This window comes from Halorubrum sp. Ib24 (assembly GCF_002252745.1).
Classification (GTDB): domain Archaea; phylum Halobacteriota; class Halobacteria; order Halobacteriales; family Haloferacaceae; genus Halorubrum.
The window spans coordinates 46,651-64,699 of record NZ_NHOX01000020.1 but is presented as its reverse complement, the minus strand read 5'-3'; the positions used below and the strand labels follow the sequence as shown (position 1 = coordinate 64,699).

Annotated in this window: 15 protein-coding genes and 1 pseudogene; 7 read left to right on the top strand and 9 right to left on the bottom strand. The window is 67.4% G+C overall.

Translation table 11 applies throughout. The features are described 5' to 3' along the window. Positions 1 to 9 precede the first annotated feature (9 nt). Positions 10 to 369: a hypothetical protein gene (locus tag DJ82_RS04645; RefSeq protein ID WP_094523560.1), complete on the bottom strand. Its 360-nt coding sequence runs from the start codon at positions 367 to 369 to the stop codon at positions 10 to 12. Positions 370 to 503: 134 nt separating this feature from the next. On the opposite strand from DJ82_RS04645, the gene DJ82_RS04640 reads away from it, so the two are divergent. The 3 genes from DJ82_RS04640 (at position 504) to DJ82_RS04630 (ending at position 3,777) form a co-directional block, all read left to right on the top strand. Further along, the gene (locus tag DJ82_RS04640) at positions 504 to 2,714 is read left to right on the top strand and encodes a hypothetical protein (RefSeq protein WP_241881418.1); all 2,211 of its coding nucleotides are present in this window, start codon (positions 504 to 506) and stop codon (positions 2,712 to 2,714) included. A gap of 318 nt (positions 2,715 to 3,032) precedes the next feature. Then, positions 3,033 to 3,263 carry a DUF1328 family protein gene (locus DJ82_RS04635; protein ID WP_094523562.1) on the top strand — a complete coding sequence of 77 codons (231 nt, stop codon included), beginning with the start codon at positions 3,033 to 3,035 and terminating at the stop codon, positions 3,261 to 3,263. A 118-nt stretch (positions 3,264 to 3,381) separates the two neighbouring features. Continuing rightward, a complete protein-coding gene (locus DJ82_RS04630) occupies positions 3,382 to 3,777 on the top strand; it encodes a hypothetical protein (protein WP_094523564.1) in 396 nt (131 codons plus the stop codon). Here DJ82_RS04630 and DJ82_RS04625 read toward each other — a convergent pair. Then, positions 3,766 to 5,154 carry a DUF389 domain-containing protein gene (locus DJ82_RS04625; RefSeq protein WP_094523566.1) on the bottom strand — a complete coding sequence of 463 codons (1,389 nt, stop codon included), beginning with the start codon at positions 5,152 to 5,154 and terminating at the stop codon, positions 3,766 to 3,768. The genes DJ82_RS04630 and DJ82_RS04625 overlap by 12 nt on opposite strands. A 370-nt stretch (positions 5,155 to 5,524) precedes the next feature. Here DJ82_RS04625 and DJ82_RS04620 point away from each other — a divergent pair, with 370 nt between their 5' ends. Continuing rightward, complete coding sequence (locus DJ82_RS04620; RefSeq protein WP_094581173.1) at positions 5,525 to 6,367, top strand: YihY/virulence factor BrkB family protein; 843 nt, start codon at positions 5,525 to 5,527, stop codon at positions 6,365 to 6,367. A 450-nt stretch (positions 6,368 to 6,817) separates the two neighbouring features. Next, entirely contained in the window at positions 6,818 to 7,528 is a 711-nt protein-coding gene (locus tag DJ82_RS04615; protein ID WP_094581172.1) for a ferredoxin--NADP reductase, read from the top strand. Between the two features lie 109 nt (positions 7,529 to 7,637). On the opposite strand, the gene DJ82_RS04610 is transcribed toward DJ82_RS04615, so the two are convergent. Together DJ82_RS04610 and DJ82_RS04605 are read right to left on the bottom strand one after the other, a co-directional pair. After that, complete coding sequence (locus DJ82_RS04610) at positions 7,638 to 8,699, bottom strand: hypothetical protein (RefSeq protein WP_094581171.1); 1,062 nt, start codon at positions 8,697 to 8,699, stop codon at positions 7,638 to 7,640. A 663-nt stretch (positions 8,700 to 9,362) separates the two neighbouring features. Then, positions 9,363 to 10,475, bottom strand: a complete 1,113-nt coding sequence (locus DJ82_RS04605; protein ID WP_094581170.1) for a mechanosensitive ion channel family protein — start codon at positions 10,473 to 10,475, stop codon at positions 9,363 to 9,365. A gap of 388 nt (positions 10,476 to 10,863) precedes the next feature. Here DJ82_RS04605 and DJ82_RS15665 point away from each other — a divergent pair. Then, positions 10,864 to 11,157, top strand: a pseudogene (locus tag DJ82_RS15665) (FAD-binding domain-containing protein); the annotation flags it as partial. A gap of 221 nt (positions 11,158 to 11,378) precedes the next feature. Here the strand turns inward: DJ82_RS15665 and DJ82_RS04595 are convergent. Both DJ82_RS04595 and DJ82_RS04590 read right to left on the bottom strand, forming a co-directional pair. Further along, the gene (locus tag DJ82_RS04595; RefSeq protein ID WP_094581169.1) at positions 11,379 to 11,939 is read right to left on the bottom strand and encodes a hypothetical protein; all 561 of its coding nucleotides are present in this window, start codon (positions 11,937 to 11,939) and stop codon (positions 11,379 to 11,381) included. 110 nt (positions 11,940 to 12,049) lie between these two features. Continuing rightward, on the bottom strand, positions 12,050 to 12,625 hold the full coding sequence (locus DJ82_RS04590; RefSeq protein ID WP_094581168.1) for a MarR family transcriptional regulator: 576 nt from the start codon (positions 12,623 to 12,625) through the stop codon (positions 12,050 to 12,052). Between the two features lie 145 nt (positions 12,626 to 12,770). On the opposite strand from DJ82_RS04590, the gene DJ82_RS04585 reads away from it, so the two are divergent. Further along, entirely contained in the window at positions 12,771 to 13,424 is a 654-nt protein-coding gene (locus tag DJ82_RS04585; RefSeq protein ID WP_094581167.1) for a hypothetical protein, read from the top strand. Positions 13,425 to 13,702: 278 nt separating this feature from the next. On the opposite strand, the gene DJ82_RS04580 is transcribed toward DJ82_RS04585, so the two are convergent. The 3 genes from DJ82_RS04580 to DJ82_RS04570 form a co-directional block, all read right to left on the bottom strand. Further along, positions 13,703 to 14,170 (bottom strand): molybdopterin-dependent oxidoreductase, encoded by a 468-nt coding sequence (locus DJ82_RS04580; protein ID WP_241881416.1) that lies wholly within the window; start codon positions 14,168 to 14,170, stop codon positions 13,703 to 13,705. Positions 14,171 to 14,653: 483 nt separating this feature from the next. Then, positions 14,654 to 17,092: a cation-translocating P-type ATPase gene (locus DJ82_RS04575; RefSeq protein WP_094581166.1), complete on the bottom strand. Its 2,439-nt coding sequence runs from the start codon at positions 17,090 to 17,092 to the stop codon at positions 14,654 to 14,656. A 79-nt stretch (positions 17,093 to 17,171) separates the two neighbouring features. Then, on the bottom strand, positions 17,172 to 17,927 hold the full coding sequence (locus DJ82_RS04570) for a helix-turn-helix domain-containing protein (protein ID WP_094581165.1): 756 nt from the start codon (positions 17,925 to 17,927) through the stop codon (positions 17,172 to 17,174). Positions 17,928 to 18,049 lie beyond the last annotated feature (122 nt).

Below are 18,049 nucleotides of genomic sequence, written 5' to 3'. Positions count from 1 at the left end.
GCCGCCGGCCTACTCGTCGGCGTCGCTCGGGATGTCGATCTCCTCCTGATGATACCGCTCGGTCGCGAGCTCCGCGACCGTCCGGAGCGACTCGACGAGCTCGTCCGACTCGTCGAGCGCGTACCGGTTCGGCTCGCGGCCCTCGGTGCGGTCGATCGCCAGGAGTCCGAACGGTTCGAGCCCGTCGAGCCCCTCGTGGACGACGGTCTGATCGACGCCGGCGCCCGCGGCGATCCGCTCGACTGACAGGGGTTCGGAGGCGTAGAACAGCGTCGCGACGATCCGAGCCCGCACCCGATTCGCGAACAGGAGCGCGAGCCCGTTCTCCTCGACGAGTCGCGTGTACTCCTCGGTCGATTGCTCGTCCATGCCCGTCGTTCACGAGCGAGCGGGATGACGGCTTCGGAATCCGCGGTCCTCGGTGGCGGGGATCTGAGCCGGCCGCGGTGGCGATTACTGTGGGAACGTTTAACGTGGCCGGTGTCGTCCGGTCGGTAGATCGCATGACGGGTGACGACGACGCGACGGCGGACGCCCCGGACCGGTCGGTCGACGACCGTCGGCGCCGCGCGCTGGTGTACGGTGGACTCGCCGCGCTCGCGGGCACGGGCACCGCCGGCGCGTGGTACGTCTCACGCGACGATCCGGCGCCGCCGCAGGAGCCCGACGATGGGGAACCGGAGGAGACGGGAGCGCCGGACGAGGTCGACCACGACGGCGAGACGGCCCCGTCGATCGTCCGGCGGTACGCGCCGGACCTCTACTTCGGGGCCCTCGAGAAGTGGTACCCCACGGACCCGCGTCCGTACGTCGTCGAGACCGCTGCGGGCTCGGTCGTCGACGGATTCACCGCGCTCGACGGTTACGCGGCGGCGTTCCGCGAGGCGGGGGCGCCGCCAGCGCCGACCGTGTTCTACCGCGTCGTCGAGGCCGCCGAGGGGGTCGACGCACTGCAGTACTGGCTCTACTCCGCGTTCGACCAGTTCGCGGTCAACTTCCACTGGCACGACTGGGAGCTGTTGCAGGTGTTCGTCGAGCGCGAGACCGGCGAGCCGCTGCTGCTCTCGGCGAGCGCCCACTCCCGCGCCAGCCCGAACAACGAGTTCCTCGAGCCGGAGATCCCGGACGGGGCCCGTCCCGGGATCCTCTCCGAAGTCGGCTCGCACTCGAGCGCGAGCGAGGTCAACGGCCTCGTGCAGACCTTCGAGCGGCTCCCGACGGCCGACCTGCTCTCCGACGTGACCAACGACGTGGTCGACGTCTCGGCGTCGCTCCGCGCGCCATTCGCGTACGGGCTTCCCCGCGACGAGGGGGCGCGGCTCCCGTTCGTGCTTCCCGAACTCGACGGCGTCCCCCTCCACGAGCACCCGTCGCTCTCGATCGACCGGACGGACCTCATCGACGAGCGGGTGACGGTCGGATCGTGGGGAGGGCTCCCAGTCCCGCCCGGCGACCTTCCGCTTCGCGAGCCGGGACTCGTGCTCGCGCACCCCGAGAGCCGCCTCGCGACCGGCGACGGCGACGGCGACGGCGACGCCGCGGCCGACGCCACCTACGCGCTCGAACCGATCGCGCCGCTTCGGGAGGCGATCGACGACTTCGTCGGCCCTCAGCTGAGCTTCGAGTTCGCGGTCCCAGGGTTCGCCGAGGACGCGATCGCGAGTCACATAACCTCGGTCGGGGTCCCGTGGGAGCAGGACCGGTTCGCGGATCCGCTCTCGGACGTGACCGACCCGGCCCACCGACGGCGGGTCGACGGCGCCGAACCGACGGGGCTCACGGATCGGGTCGTCGGACGGGTGCGACAGCTCCGCGCGGGCACCGAGGGCGCACTCGACGGCGTCTCGGACGCGGCGCGCGACGCGGTCGTCGGCGTCGCCGGCGTCTCGCTGTTCGCGCCCCAGACGGAGCTCGCCGTCCGACTGGCGAGCGAGGATCCCACGGCGACGGCGACCCGCGGCGGGGCGTTCGGCTTCCTCCGCGTCGAGCCCGGGCCGCACCTCCTCGTGGTCAACGGCCCCGGGTTCGCCCCGATCGCGGAACGGTTCGTCCACGAGGGCGGACTCGTCCGCGCCGGCGGCGACGGCGAACTCGTCGCGGTGGCGACCGAGGACGCCGGGTGGATCCGCGGCGACGGGCGAGAGACGGGGGGAATCGACCGGGTCCGAGTCGTCGAGGACTACGCGGGCGTGATCTACGAGGGAGCGCCGGCGGAGACGGACCGCTTCGCGGTCGCGGTTCACCGCGAGGGACGGTACACGGTCGAGGTGGTCGACCGCGACGGTCGCCTCGGGGCCTACCGGGTGACGGCGGACTCGTTCGACGCGAACGGGGAGGCGGTCCGCGAGGAGGGCCGGACCGGGAAGCTCGCGCTCGCGCGGACCCTCCGCGACGAGGTCGCCGAGCTGTACGGGCTCGCGGAGTCGCTCTCGGAGTCCGCCCGCGACGACTCCGACGGCGAACACGACCCGGCGCTCGACCGGCTCAGCCGCGCCCGGCGCGCGGCCGACGGCGCGGTCGCGGCCGCGGAGGACGGCGAGGAGGAACCGGCCGACGATCGGCTGTTCGACGTCGGGTCCGCGCTTTCGGAGTTCCGAGAGCTCCTCGCCGGCGAGGACCGGAGCGGTTACGACGACGCGGCGGTCGCGGCGATGGCCCCGAAGGCGCTCGCGGGGATCGAGCGGGTCGACGGCGCCGTCGACGCTCCCCTCTGACCGGCGGAGGGAGACCGCTGGCTCCCGAATTTCACTGGGCGGTGGGTTCGCCGAAGCGACCCCGTCGGACTCACCGGCGGTCGTCGATCGGCCCATCCAAAACGCCGCCGTGTCGCGTTCGTAAACCCGCATCCGCGATATCAATAACGGGTCGTCACGGATCGCCGCGGACTCACGCGTCGCTCCGGTCCGACGCCGCTCGGCGCTCGCCGCCGGGGTCTCGACCTCGGTCGCGCGCTCTCGTCCCCTCTTCGGAGTAAGCCGGTCGTACCGCCTTTGCAACCCCATAACTAACCGATCGGGACTGCCATCCACCGTATGGCCGTTACTCCGCTCACACCGTCGTTCGACCTCTCCCCGTCGTCGGGAATCGGCGCCCCGCCGCTCCAGTTTTCGGGCGACTTCCTCGAACTGGCGGTGGTGTTTTTCCTCATCGCGATCGTGGCGGCGATCTTCGGCGCACGCGGGGTCGCCGGGGTCTCGATGGCGGCCGCGAAGTGGCTCGTCATCGTCTTCGTCGTGCTGGCGATCATCTCTGTGCTGCTCTGAGGGGGTCCCGACCGTGGTCGCCGAGAGCAGAGAGCGCGCGAACGCGGGCCTCGGCTCCGTGAGGTCCGCGATCGACCCGGTGACGCGGTTCGAATCGCGGCGTCCGGGTCTCCGATAGATGGACGCCCAACGCTGGTGGCCGCCGCTCGTCGAGCTCGCGGCGATCGCTTGGATCGCGCTGTTCCTCGCCGACCTCGCGATCGGCGTCGATCTGCTCGTCGCCTCCGCGGGGACCGAGAAGGCGGTCCGCGGCGCGCTGCAGTGGCTCCTCGTCGTCTTCCTCCTCGACCTCGTGCTCCTCTATCGGTGGTCGGACAGCGGCCCGAGGGAATTCGTCCGTTCGAACTGGGTTCTCGTCCTCACCGCGGTCCCGTGGTTCCGTCCGTTCCGACTCCTCCGCGTCGGTCGCTCGGTGCGCGCGTTACGGCTCCTCACCGGATCGCGTCGGATCGGGTCGCTCCTGACAAAGCTCCGCCGCAAGTGTCGGAGCTTGTGGCGACGCTTACGCGACTGAGGTCCTCGCCGAGGTCGGAATCCATTCGTCGAGCGACGGTCTCCACTCATCGAACGGCCACCGCACGCCCCGCTCGCCGTCGCCGGTGGCCGGCGCGCGCTGGTAGTCGACGAACCGAACGTCGACGCGGACCGATCGAGCCGTCCGGTTGTCGATCTCGGCCTGGAGATCGGTCGCGAGCCGCTCGTGTTCGCTGTCGCCGGAGCGCCCCACAGTTACCGTCACCGAGACCTCGTCGCTGAACGCGCCCGCGTCGTTGTACTCGGTCGCGACGCCGGCGAGCTCCAGCTCGCTGTACTCCTCGCCGTCGAGGACCGTTTGGACCCCGTCGTTCGCCTCCTGCTCGAAGACGAGGTGCTGGTACGTGCCGAGGGCGGTCACCGCGACGACGACGACGAACAACAGGACGATCACGGCGTACGCGCCCGACCGCAGCGAGACGTCGGCGCTCTCGCGGACGGCGGGAATGACCGACGAACGGTAGCCGAGCGCGACGAGCGTGAGGTACGCGGTGAGGTTGATGAAGACGATGTTCATCAAGAGCAGGACGGTTCCGCCCGCGACGACGAGCGGCTGGCCCCAGGCCGTGCCGATGCCGGCCACCGCCGCCGCGGGGACGATGGCCGCCGCGACGGCGACGCCGGCGATGGAGACGGGGAGGTCGGTCGCGATCGCGAGCGCGCCGGCGAACCCGGCGGAGACGGCGATGGCGAACGTCAGGAGGTTCGGGGTGACGAACGCGCCCACCTGCCCGATGGTCGCGACGTCCAGCGTCGACGGGACGAATCCGCTCCGCTGCAGGAACACGCTCATCGCGACCGCGCCGAGGTACGCGACGACGAGTCCCGTCACCTGCGAGGTGGCGCTGTCGACGACCATCTCGTGGTCGCTGATGACGGCGCCGACGCTCGCGGAGAGCGTCGATCCGGCGAACGGCGCGATCACCATGGCGCCGACGATGACGATCGCGGAGTCCAGGAGGAGGCCGCCGACCGCGACGACGGCGCTCGCGACGGCGAACGCGAGGTAGGTCGCCGTGTCCGGCGTCAGATCCTCCGCGCGCGCCCGGATTTCGACGTTCGGAGCGCCTCTTTTACCCTTCGGCCCCTCGACGTACCGGTCTTCCAACTCGTCCGCGTTCGGCACCGTCGCCTCCTCGACGTCCGTGACGACGGTGTACGTGTCCTCGTCGAGTCCGGCCTCGTACAGCCGGTCGAGGACCACGCCCACGGCGCCTGACGGCACCGGTATCTCCGCCAGACTCCCCTCTCGACCACCGTTCGCGTCGGTGAAGACGAACTCCACCTCCATCTCCGAGAGCGCCTCTCGGACGGCGTCGCGGTCGTCTTTCGGGACGAAAACCTGAACGAGTCTCACACCGGCCAGTCGCGGCAGATGCGTTTTACTAATCACCTGCTACGGATCAGTAACGGAGAACATATTCGACCGAGCGGTCCGACGTCGAGCGCAACGCTCGACGCTATCGGAGTTAAAACCGACTCACGACACGTGAGAAACCGGTCCGGACGCTCGCGACCCGCGTAGCGACGAGGCCAGGGCCCTCTACTCGTGAACCGCTGACACCTCGCCGGTTTTGCGACAGTATAACTAATGAATCGTCTCCGCCACTACCCGCATGGACACCGCGTCACTCGCGACACCGGTCGACCAGCGCCCGCCGTCGACCGTAAGGCCTCGACCCCCGTTCGACGCCCTCGATGACTGAAGACGGAGCCTCCGTCGGCGCATGAGGCCGTCGGGATCCGACGACGCGAGGGGCCCCTCCCGCGCGTCGGTAAGGCAACTCGCGGCGGCGGTCGTCGCGCTCGCCCGGAAAAACGATATCGGCGTCGTCGCTTCGGGCGTCGCGTTTTACCTGTTCAACTCCCTCGTGCCGCTGCTGTTGTTCGCGTTTATCGGGCTCTCGGCGGCCGGTTGGCTCGGCCCCGCCGTCGGCCTCTTCGGAGCCGTGGCCGGGATCGACGCCGGCGCGCTCGCCGCCTCGTTGGATTCGATCGTCGGCGACGACGCGGACCGACGACGGGCGGTCGTCATCGCCGGTCTGATCCTGTTGTGGAGCTCGCTGCGATTGGTGCAGGCGATCAACGTGTCGTTCCAGACGATACACGGCGTGCGCCACGAGCACTCGGTGGTCGAGACCGTGTTGGACAGTCTGATCGTGTTCGCGACGATCATCGTCCTCGTTCCCGTCGGGTCGCTGCTCGTGGTGGCGCTGACGGTCGCGACGGACGTCTCCGTCGTTAGGGCGGTCAGTGCTCCGCTGCTGTGCGTCGCGCTCTTCGCCGGGTTTCTGCCGATGTACTACCGGTTCTCGGCCCCGGAGACGACGCTCTCGCAGGCGTTTCCGGGCGCGGCGCTCGCCGTGGTCGCGTGGGCGCTCTGCGCCGTCGGGCTCCGGCTGTACATCTCGACCTCACAGAGCGTCAGACTGTACGGCGTCGCCGGCGGCGTCCTTCTGGTGTTGACGTGGCTGTACGTCGGCGGCCTGACGCTCCTCGCCGGGGCGGCCCTGAACGCCGTTCTGACGGGGAGCGTCGACATCGACGCCGGCGAGCGTCCCGACGGGTGACCGGGAGACGGGCGGCATCGGAAGAAACGGTGGCCTCGGCACTCACGACTCACAACCTATCCATAGTGAATGTACTTAACACAGTTATAGACGCCGCTCAGTCCATTATCTGTTCACTTTCGATTACCACTCTTCGGGCGGTCGACCCTACGTGGAAGCTCGGACATGCCGTACGGCTTCTCGATACTACTGACCAGCCGCGCTGTTTATGCCTGTGTATTTCTACTATACATATATAAACAAAAATCAATACATCAGCGTTGCCCGATTCCGGCGCCAACCCCCTTATCGAACCGTTTCGCTCGGTTCCTGCCGGAACGCATCGCGGAGACTGGCAAAACACCGTTTGACGAAACTAATAGATCACCGACATATCATGTTTCGACACGGCCGAACCGCCTCAGCGGAGCAGCGCACGCCTGGCTGCACCACACAGCGCTCTCGTTCACCATGACACACGAAGCAAAAGTTGTTGACACGTATCAGATCACGCCCCGAGTGAAAGGGTTCCGTCTGCGAGTACCCGGTCACGAGTTCGAGTACGACCCGGGACAGCACACGACGATCCGGTTCGAATCGGGCAACGAGCGAATCGTCCGCCCGTACACGCCGACGAATCTGCCCGGTAGCGAAGAGCTGGCACTGACGATCAAACGCTACGACGACGGACTGGCGTCGTCGTACATGCACCAGAAGCGACCGGGTGACACGGTCGAGATCGGCTCGATAGAGGGCGCGTTATCACTCGTCGACACGAGCCGAGACGTCGCTTTCCTCGCGTCCGGCACGGGCCTCACACCGATGATGGCGATGCTCCGGCAGTATCTGCGCGAGGGCACTGGCCACGCGCACATCCTCCTCGGCGAGAAGCGAGAGGAGACCATCATTCACCGAGAGACGCTCAATGAACTGGCGGCGAACAATCCCAATCTCAACCTGACCTTCGTGCTCTCGGACCCCAACTGGGAATGGACCGGGCGGATCGGATACGCACAGGAACACCTCGAAGACCTGTTCGACGAGTTCACCGACCGGGACTTCTACGTGTGCGGGGTCCCGCCGATGGTCGTCCAGGCGAAAAACCGACTGGCCGAGCTTGGAGCGCCCGACGAGCGAATTCACAGCGAAGGCTGGGAAGACAGCGTCGTCGCAGACGACTAACGAGGAGTGACGGTATTCGGTCAGTGCAAGGACCGTTCGCAGTCGGTTCGCTTGATCTGACCGTCCCGGGTTCGACTCCTGGTACGGTATCCCGGTAGGCCCGGCTTGACTATCGTTTGAGACGGCGCTCGGAGAGCCGCGGACAGCCGAGTCGGTCCATCGTGCCGTGCGCTACGAGTTCACGGAGTAGACCAAGATCTGCGCTCGCGTACGCTTTCAGGCAGTGAGCGAGTTGTGCCGAATCGACCGATCCGTCCTCGGGACCGAGATACCGCTCGACGAGCGTCGCATAGTCACCGTCGGTCATCCGTGGGTCGGATACGTCCGAGAGCGGCATGGTGTCGACCTCGCCGCGCCAGTCTGCCCGGTCGATCCCGATGTCGTAGTCGCTGAGTAGAACCGGATCGACCTCGATGCCAAGTTGACGAGCCGCTTCGACAACCGCGTCAGCCTCCGATCTGACCGGGACGCTCTCCGGGGTTGCGTGGAAACACCCGTTCAGCACCCGCTCTGCTCCGGTCCCAACGACATCGCCCCCCGATGCTTGCGCGAGACGTTGATAGAGCATTTCGAGCGGAAAGCGGTCGTATCCACGCGTCACAAGCGTTGCGCCTTCTGCCTCTGAAAGGTCTTCGACGACGTGCTCGAGCAGGAGCTGTTCGTCTCGCGCGTCGGGTTCCTCGCGATGATATACCGTCGCATCACTGGACCGGTCACAGTATGCGAAACAAACGGCGGCGATTTCGTACGTCTCCGGGTCTTCCACCCGGATACCCCCCGTCTCATCCGTCGGCCGGGTTTGGACGGTCACAGCGATACGTTCGTCGCTTGCCCCTAGCTGGACCAGCCACGGGGTGTCAAGTTCAGCCAGTGGCGGGTGTGTCTGAGGCTCCGGTGCCTCGATACGTTCCACGCCACTGTTACCGGATGGAAACAGGAGCTGGGCCCCGAGTGACCTCGACCGGACGACCCGGTCGAACCGGTACCATTTGCCCGTCTCCAACGACGATTCAGTAGCCGATGGCTCTTGGACTGCCACCCGTAGCTCCGTCCCCTCGATATCGGTACAGTATACCATGGACGTGGGTTCGGCCGGGTCGTCTGCAACGTAGTCAACCCGGAGTGGAACCTCTAAGCCACGCTCCGCCGGAATCTCCCTCGAGGCTATCATCTGTTCGAGAAAATACGGCCTGTACGTTCAAAAACTACAACCTGTCTCTGTGGAGTGTTAATCGGGAGTTCATCAACCTCCTCTGCAACTAATCGTTCTCACTCTTTTCGGAGATTCTGAATCCATCGTCGGACATATTCTCTGTCTCTGTGCTAATTCGTATAGCTCTTGAGACAGAGTCGTACGGACCATTGCCTCACGTCGTCTCTAACCGCTCAAATTGTACTCTATTCGACCTCAAATGACGACTGTCCCCTCTTAGAGGGCAGCAGACGCGATTCTCAGACGTTCGTGCACTTCTCCTCGAAAATGTATGGATAGAAAGCTGGCCTCGGCACTCATAGGGCTCGTCATCGCCTCCCTCGTGCCGGCCCTAACTTCGATCCCGCTCTGAGGGGACGTTCCCCGTGCGCGACCGGAACGTGGCGAGGGCGGACCGGTCACCGATCGAGTTCTGACCGCGGCAGAGCGTCGGAACGTCTCTCCCGCAGCCCGGACTTTGGGGCGAACGCGTCCGTCAGAGAAACCGCCTCGGCGCTCGTGACTCTCGAGCTACCGGCGGTGAATAGTGCACTCCGCCGATTCCGACGAGAAGGCCGATTGCGGTCGAAAGCCAGTCGATCGGTCGGTCCGACCGGTCGGCAATCGGCGCCGCGTCCGGGCTCAACCCCCGTCGTCGACCTTCCCGAGACGGATCGGTTCCTCGTCCCCGTCTGAGCGTTCGACCCGGACCGTCCTGGTCGGGAACGCCATGTCGAACCCGGCGTCCGCGAACGCCCGTTGAATCTCGCCGTTCACGGCCCCTCTGACCTCCTTCCAGCGGTCGAGGGCCTCGATGTGGTACTCGAGCCTGATCCGCATCGCCGAGTCCCCGTAGTCCCAGAACCACGCGCCAGTCCGCTCGGCGTCGACGCCGTCGACGTCGTTCGTCGTGTCGACGACCAGTTCGACGGCGGATTCCATCTCCGCCGGCGTCGTGTCGTACGACAGCCCGAGGAAGGTCTTCACCCGTCGGGTCGGCTCTGCGGAAATATTTCGCACCTCGGCCTTCGCGATCGACGCGTTCGGGAGCGTCACAACCCGCCCGTCGAAGTCTCGGATGCGCGTCGTCCGGAGTCCGATCTCTTCGACGGTACCGGTCGTCCCCTCGATATCGACGATGTCGTCGACGAGGAAGGGCTTCGTCGAGAGGATGTGCGCGCCGCCGAAGATGTCGGCCATGGTCTCGCGGGAAGCGAAGGCGACTGCGACCCCGGCCACGCCGAGTGAGGCGATGACGGCCACGACGTCGTACCCCAGCGAGTCCAGCACGACGATGCCCGCGACGGAGACGATGGCGATGTTGGCGATCCGGCTGACAATCGGAACGAGCTCGTCGTCGAGCTTGGACTCTGTGCGTTCGACGTACCTCATGAGGTAGGTCTCGACGAACCCGTCCGTCAACCGGACTGCGATCCACGCGATAGCCACGATGACGGGAATCTCGACCGAGGCGTTCAACACCGACTCCAGCGGCTCGACGGGCGAGAGGATGCGTCGTCCCGCGACCGCACCGAACACGACGCCGAGGAGGACGACGGGCCGCCCGAGCGCGTAGACGACGATGTCGTCGACCTCCGTCTCCGTCGCTTCGACTTTCCGCCGCAGTCTACGCCGGTAAAAGAAGCTCAGCGACCGGCCGACCACTGCACCGAGGCACAGCACGGCGAAAAACAGGAAGTACTGCTGGATCGTGCTTCCGAAGTACGTCTCCGACAGCAACGAGACAACTGGCATACAGGAGGCGTGTTCCCCGGTATCATAACTCTATGGCCGCGTCCGACGCACGGGTCGCGTCTGCCGCGTATCGGTGCGTCACTCGCCGGCGGCGACCGGGCGGTCGCCGGAGTGCGTCAGGGCGAACGCGAAAACGTGGCCTCGACGCTCGAACCCCGACGACTTACCAGTACCAACCGACTTCGGCCTGCGATTATCTAGCAGTGCTGAATACTTCTATCATTCTTATCGCGGGAGGCGAGATGTTCTGTATCCGGGTCACCGAATCGGTCTTCGCCGCGAGCGGTATACACTGTCCAGCCACGACGATGGAGCCAATCTGCGACAGGAAACCAGATACTCTCGTCACAGTACTACGGCCTCATGCCTGTGCGGACTCTGCGGACCGAAACTCGTCGGCTACGACATCGTCTCGAACTGGGGGAACTGGGTCTACCAGACCGGCGTCGGCAACGACTCGCGGGACAACCGCTTCGAGGTGCTCTCGCAGGGCGAGTACCACGACGACGCGGCCGCGTACATCAGGACCTGGCTCCCCGAACTCGACGGTCTGCCGGCCGAGTACGCTCACCGCCCGTGGCGGCTGAGCGACGACGAGCAGGCCAGCTACGGCGTCGAACTCGGCGTCGACTACCCGCGGCCGGTGATCGATATCGAGCGTCGGTACGCGGAACTTGGTTGATGACGGTGCTCCCAGGGGTCTGAAAGAATGTCCGCGGGGTGACAGACTGCGGGGAAATACTGTTCGTGGGTCGTGGTGCCGAATCGGAGGGACACCCTGTACGGAGCGTGTCGCGGAGTGTCCAGCAGTGACGTTTCCGCGTCGGGCGTCGGTTCCTACGGCGTGGGGACCAGGCCGCGGATCGCGATTTCCGCCACGGGCTGGACGGCTGTCCTCACCGACTACTCATCGGCAACCTCGACGCTGACACTCTCGCCATCCTCGAGGAGACTCATGTTCTTCACTTCGACCTGTATCGCCTGGTCTGCGGATAGTTTCTCGTCGTACTCGTGGTCCTCGTCCTCGACACGGATAGTGCCGTCCCCGGAGGCGTCGACCGGTTCAGCGATATCGAGCGTCTCGGAATCTTCGGCCGTCAGCGACGGCTCGAAGACGTCCGTCACGGTTCCATCGGAATCGATCTTGGCGACGACCTGATCCTCGGCGTCGGAGCCGGGTGCGACGGCGACCTGCACCTTCTCCGTGCCCGCGACGACGTCGAAGTGGACGCCGTCACCGGCATCGAGGCTGCTCTGGACCTGCTCGTCGGACCAGGCTGTCTCGATGGCCTCGTCGACCTCGTCCGAGGACAGTTCGTCAAACGGATCGGTTATCTCGACCGTGTAGTCATCTGGAAGCTGTTCTCCGGATGCGTCACCAGAGCTCGCTCCGGCTGCGACGACGCCACCGGCTCCAACGGTGAGCATCGCCGCGAGGGCGAGCGCGATTAGCTTCGTTCGCATTGTGTATCGGAGTGATCCGTTCGGAGGATCGCTCCACCTGGACCTTGTAAGAAAAACCCCTTAGAGACCCGTTGAGAAGGCGTTTGAAACGGTTTCGAAACGGGTTTCGGCTACAGGAGCAAAACCATGTTACCCATCCCGCGGCGTCTGCGCTCGACGAGGTTTTTCGTCTCCAGGCTGTCGAGCGTGCGGCTGACCGTCGCCTTCGAGAGATCCGTCGCGTCGACGATGTCGCTTTGGGCCATCACGCCGTCCTCGTCGAGGATCGTCTCGTAGATCTCACGCTCGTTTTTCGCCAGGCGCTCGGCGGTTTCCTCCGACTCCTCGCGGCGCGCGTCGAGGAGGTCCCCGCTCGGTGCGAGCCCGTCGTTCCCATCCGTCCGCACCGCGCCGCCGGCGGAATCCGGCGGTCTCCGGTCGATAGCCGGTGATTTGGCATCTCTACCCGACCAATCCGTTGTAACGAGGTACGTCCCGCTCGAACCGAGCAGGACCGCAGAGACGGTGATGACCGCTACATCACGGTACTGGAAGTACCCGCCCAGTTCCGCGACCTCCGTACCGCCTTCACCGACAGAGACGACGACTGGTGTGGGGGTTATCAGCTGTACCGCGAGAACGACTGTGGCGGCGACGAAGACGACCGCAGCGAGGAGCTGCTTACCGTGGAGGGCCTGCAAATCCATAGGTTGATACTTCGAATCCCTTCCCTAATCTCCGTCGATATCGACTGGCAAAATTCGGCCCGAAACCGGGTTGAAACGCCTGCGAAACGCGTTTCGAACGCGTTTCATCCCAGTACTCATGAGCTCTTTCACCCAACGGTCACGTATGAATGAGGACGCCCGGACTGGCCTCGTCGTCCTCCTCGTGCTCGCGAGCGTCGGCGTCGGTCTCGCGGGCACACTCGCCGCGCTCGGGGTCGGGGACCCCATCGCCGACAGGGACCAGGTGGGAGAAGTCAGCATCGCTGGTACCAACGTGACCGCCTCCAGCGACAGGAGTGACTCCGCGGTGGTGACGAATGTCTCGGAGACGAGTGATATCGAACTCACCGAAGACGGAGGCGATATTTTGATCACGACGCGAGAGAACGACCGGTTTACTCGGCACGAACGGGGACGCGCTGTCGAGATTGTCCGGGCCAACCGGACCGTCGCGTCGTACCTCGAAACGGTCGAAAACGAGGAACTCACGGTCGAACCTATAAGGAAGCTGAACTCCGGGGAGGCACAGACCGCGACGTTCACATTCGACGTCGAAGAGACAGACAGCACCCTCTCCGCCGGGGAGACGGTAAAGATCAGGAACCTCACAGTCGAGAAATCGGACGACACCGTGACAGTCGACAGAGAACCGTCTTACGTCGAGGACCGGGCAGTCGTCCGGATCGGGCGCGCCGGCAGGGAAGACGCCAGATACCGCGCGGAAATCGATCTCGCAAACGAGACGGTCGTCGACATCACCGACATGGGTGAGCTGTAGTGGACTGGAACTCGAATATGGGACAGCAGTCTCGGATCGATAACCGTGGATCTCGCTAGGGCCGAAACACGAGGCAATAGCACTCAGTTGTGGGGTCGTGTATGAGTCTGAATGTATTGTCGACGTAAATCGGTGGCCTCGGCACTCATAGGGCTCGTCATCGCTGGTGCCGAGGCAGCTCGGAGCGGTGCGTCGTCATCGGCCGCTCGACGGTAGTCGCCTCGCGGACTAAAGCCGACGGGTCGGCGGCGGGGCTAACCGGGTCGGAGTCGCCGCGGTCAATACCCGAGATCCTCGTACTCCTGGGGGTCTTCTCCCGGGGCCAGCCGCAGGAACCGGAGCTCCCGCACTCTCTTCACCGTCCGGCCGGCGTCGACGGGGGCGACGAACCGCGGCGCGCGGGCGGCCGGCAGCGGGTCGCCGCCGCGCTCGACGGCCAGCACCGCGTCGAGCGCCGTTTTCAGCGGGACGCAGACGGCGTAGCCGTCGGCGGCGACGCGGACGTGGGTCGCGTCTGGGGCGACCGTCACGTCCGGACGGTCCAGCAGCGACCCGACGGCGACCCCGCGCCACGCGCCGCCCCACCGCTCGCCGCTGGCGCACAGGAACTCCTCGGCGACCGATTCGAGCGCCCCGTCGTCGAACTCGTCGCACGCGACGACCCCGTCCGCGAGCCCGGACAGCTCGACCTCGACCGACGCCGCTACGGGCGCCGACGCGTCGGGGTCCCGGTCGCTCACTTCCACGGCGGATCGCCTCCGCGTTCGCTCGGGCACATGCCCGCTGATGACGAGCGCCGCGGGTTTGAATGGGCCGCCTCGTTCCCGCGACCTGAGGCCCCGCTCGAACGGGTTCGCGGCGTCGCCGCTCGGTCGTCGTCGGCATCTGGAAAAACGCGGTCGGCGGGCGGTCAGTCGCCGCCGTGACAGGACCCCGCGTACGCGTTCCATCGGTCGATCCCGTTGGGTAGTCGCCCGTCGTCCGTCGCGTCGAACGCCGCCGCGCACTGCGCGATCGCTTCCTCCGCGGTTGGCAGTTCGTCGTCGCGGTCCGGCGTCTCCGCTTCGATGCTCGTCTCGCGCGTACTCGGACCCTCGGGGTGCGTCGCCGCCGATTCCGAGCCTGCGTCAGTCGTGTACTACGGGTGGCACGATTCTCCCGAGACGGGCATCCTTAATAATAGTTCATGTTTGTTTGTCGCGCCGCGAGCGTCGGCCTCGCGCCCCCGACTACTCGTACGACTCGGGCTCGATCCCGGAGAGCCGCATCGCGTTGCCGGTGACGCCGAGGCTCATTCCCATGTCGCCGACGACGACCGCGACGGCGACGCTCACCAGCCCCAGCGGCACGCCGAGCGCGAGCAGCGCCTTCACCCCGAGGCTCGCCCAGACGTTCTGGCGGATGACCCCGTTGGCCGTGTGCGAGAGCGCGTAGAGGTACGGGAGCTTCGCCACGTCGTCGCCCATCAGCGCGATGTCGGCGGTCTCCAGGGCCGTGTCCGTCCCCGCGGCGCCCATCGCGACGCCGACGTCGGCCGTCGCCAGCGCGGGGGCATCGTTGATCCCGTCGCCCACCATCGCGACCTCGCCGTACTCGGCCCGCAGCGACTCCACCGCCGCGACCTTCTCCTCCGGCAGGAGCTCGGCGCGGTACTCGTCGACGCCGACCGACTCGGCTATCGCCCGCGCCGTCCCCTCGTTGTCGCCGGTCAGCATCACGACGCGCTCCACGCCGAGCTCGCGGAGGCGCTCGACGGCCCGCTTCGATTCGGGGCGAACCTCGTCCGCGACGGCGATCGCCCCGGTCAGCTCCGTCGCCGTCCCGACGAGCACGACGGTCTTCCCCTCGCTCTCTAACGCGGCGAGCGACCCCTCGGCGAACGCGCCGTCGCCGGCTCCTCCGGGCCCGCCGTCGTCGCCCTCGGTCACGACCCCGCCGTCCGCGACCCCGCCGTCGGTCTTTGCACGGGCCCGCGAGAGGTCGAAGCCGAGCCCCTCGAACAGCGCCGGCTTCCCGGCGTAGTACGTCTCGCCGTCGATATCCGCGCGGACGCCCTTCCCGGTCAGGCTCTCGAACCCGGCCGGCTCCGCGAGGGCTCTCACGCCCGCGCGCTCGGCGCGGCCGAGGATCGCGGCGGCGATCGGGTGTTCGCTCCGGCGCTCCAGCGCGGCGGCCCGACCGAGCAGCGTCTCCTCGTCGGCGCCGCCGAGCGGGACGAGATCGGTGACGGCGAGTTCGCCCCGGGTGAGCGTCCCGGTCTTGTCGAGCGCGACGGCGTCGACTTGGCCCATCGCCTCCAGGTGGTTGCCGCCCTTGATCAGGACGCCGTTCTTCGCCGCGCTGGTGATCCCGGAGACGACCGAGACCGGCGTCGAGATGACGAACGCGCAGGGGCAGGCGATCACGAGCAGCGTGAGCCCGCGGACGAACCACGTCCCCCAGTCCGCGGCGAAGACGAACGGGTAGCCGGCGAGGTCGACGGTCACCGGCTCGCCGATCACCAGTGGCGGCACCGCGGCCGTCAGAATCGCTAAGACGACTACGACCGGCGTGTAGTAGCCCGCGAAGCGGTCGACGAACCGCTCCGTCTCCGTCTTCTCCGCCTGCGCGCCCTGCACCAGTTCGATGATCCGCGAGAGGGTGGAGTCGCCCGCGGTCGAGGTCACCTCGATCTCCAGGTACCCCTCCTCGTTGATCGCGCCCGCGAACGCCTCGTCGCCCGGGGCCTTGTCGACGGGGACGCTCTCGCCGGTGATCGGGGACTCGTCGACCGCGCTCTCCCCCTCGATCACCGTCCCGTCGAGCGGGACCTTCTCGCCCGGGCGGACGATCACGGTCTCGCCGACCGCGACGTCGTCGGTCGGGACGGTCGTCTCGCCGCCCTCTCGCCTGACGGTGGCCTCGTCCGGGGACAGCTCCATCAGCTCGCGCAGGGAGTCGCGGGCGCGGTCCATCGCGTAGTCCTCCAGCAGCTCGGCGACGCTGAAGAGGACCGCGAGCGTGGCGGCTTCGACGAAGTAACCGATCCCGGTCGCGGCGACGATGGCCGTCCCCATCAGCAGGTCGATGTCGAGGCTCCGGTTCAGCGCGGAGTAGTAGCCGCCGCGGATCACGGGGATCCCGCTGGCCGCGACGGCGCCGACGAACAGCACGTCCGCGAGCGTGAGCGGGACGCCGAGCACGCTCGCCACCGCGGGGTTCCGCCCCGTCAGGACGAACTCGAACAGGAGCCCGGCGACCACGAGGACCGCGCCCAGCCACGTCTTCTTCGCGCGCGGCGTCGTCCAGACCGCCGACGGGGGCGCGACGGCGACGTCGCCGGACGCCCCGTCGGCGGTCCCACCGCGGTCGCCGTCGGCGCTCCCCTCGCCGCCCAATCGGCCGCCGGTGACCTCGTAACCGGCTCCTTCGATCGCCGCGACGACATCGCTCTCGTCCGCGCGATCGGGGTCGTACGTGACCGTCGCGGTCCCGGCGGTGGGGTTGAGCGCGACGTCGGTCACCCCGTCGACCCGCCCCAGTGCGCTGTCGACCTTCCCGGCGCACGACGGGCAGTCCATCTCGGGGACCGCGAGGCCGGCGGTCAGCTCGCGATGCTCGTCGGTCGCGCCGCCGGCGGCGGCCTCGTCCCCGTGTGCGTCTCCGCGTCCGTCCGGCTCGTCACTCATTACGTCGAGAGAGGGCCCTCGTATCGATAAGCCTTGGTTGGAAATTTCCAACTGACGCCGATCGTCGACGGCGGCTCGGTCAGTCGAACGACGCGGGCGCGGCGTCGCCCGTGACCGATCGGGCGACGTGCGCCTTCGCCAGCCGCTCTTCGGCCCGGCGGAGCCGGTAGGTGAGCGTCGAGCGCGGCACGTCGAGGTGGGCCGCGAGCGCGCCGGCGTCGACCGCCCGCGGCGACTCGTAGTAGCCGTGCTCGACCGCGGCCCTGAGCGCGGCCTCCTGCTCCGGGGAGAGCCCGACGCTGTCCGCGTCGGCCCGCGTCTCGTCGCCCGCCGAGGTGTGCGCCGTCCTGAGTAGCTCCGTGCGGGCGGCGTCGCCGACGGCGGTCCGGAGGGCGTCGAAGAAGGCCCCCACGTCGCCCTCGCCGGAGTGGATGAGCCGCCAGGTGTAGTGGCGCCCCTCGTGGCGGGTCTCGAACAGCACGCCGTCGCCGAGGTGGTCGCGGGCGATGTGCGGGACGGACGCGCAGACGGGCGTGGGCTCCCAGTCGGTGTACAGCACGAGCGTGTCGTCGGTCCGGTCGAGGACCCGGGTGGTCTGGGTCGCGCCGCAGTCCTCCGTCGCGAGGCAGTCGGCGTAGTAGTCGCCGTCGGTGAAGGCGGCCTCGACGGCCGCGAGCGCGTCCGGCGCGCCCGTGGCGTGGTCGACCCGCCAGAGGTGGTCGTCGGTGGCGTGCAGCGACAGCGACCGCACCCGCGCCCCGGGGTGGGCGGCGAGCGCGTCGGCCACCCTGTTGCGCCCCGGTTCGTACTCGAGGGCGAAGACGAGTTCGCGCATGGGGGCCCGTAGGTGACTGTCGGACATAACAGGTGGCCTCGGCCCCAGCGCTCCGCCTCCGCGACGCGTCTGCGCTCGATTTCGAGCTTCGCGGCCGAATCCAGCGATCGCGGGCGAATCTG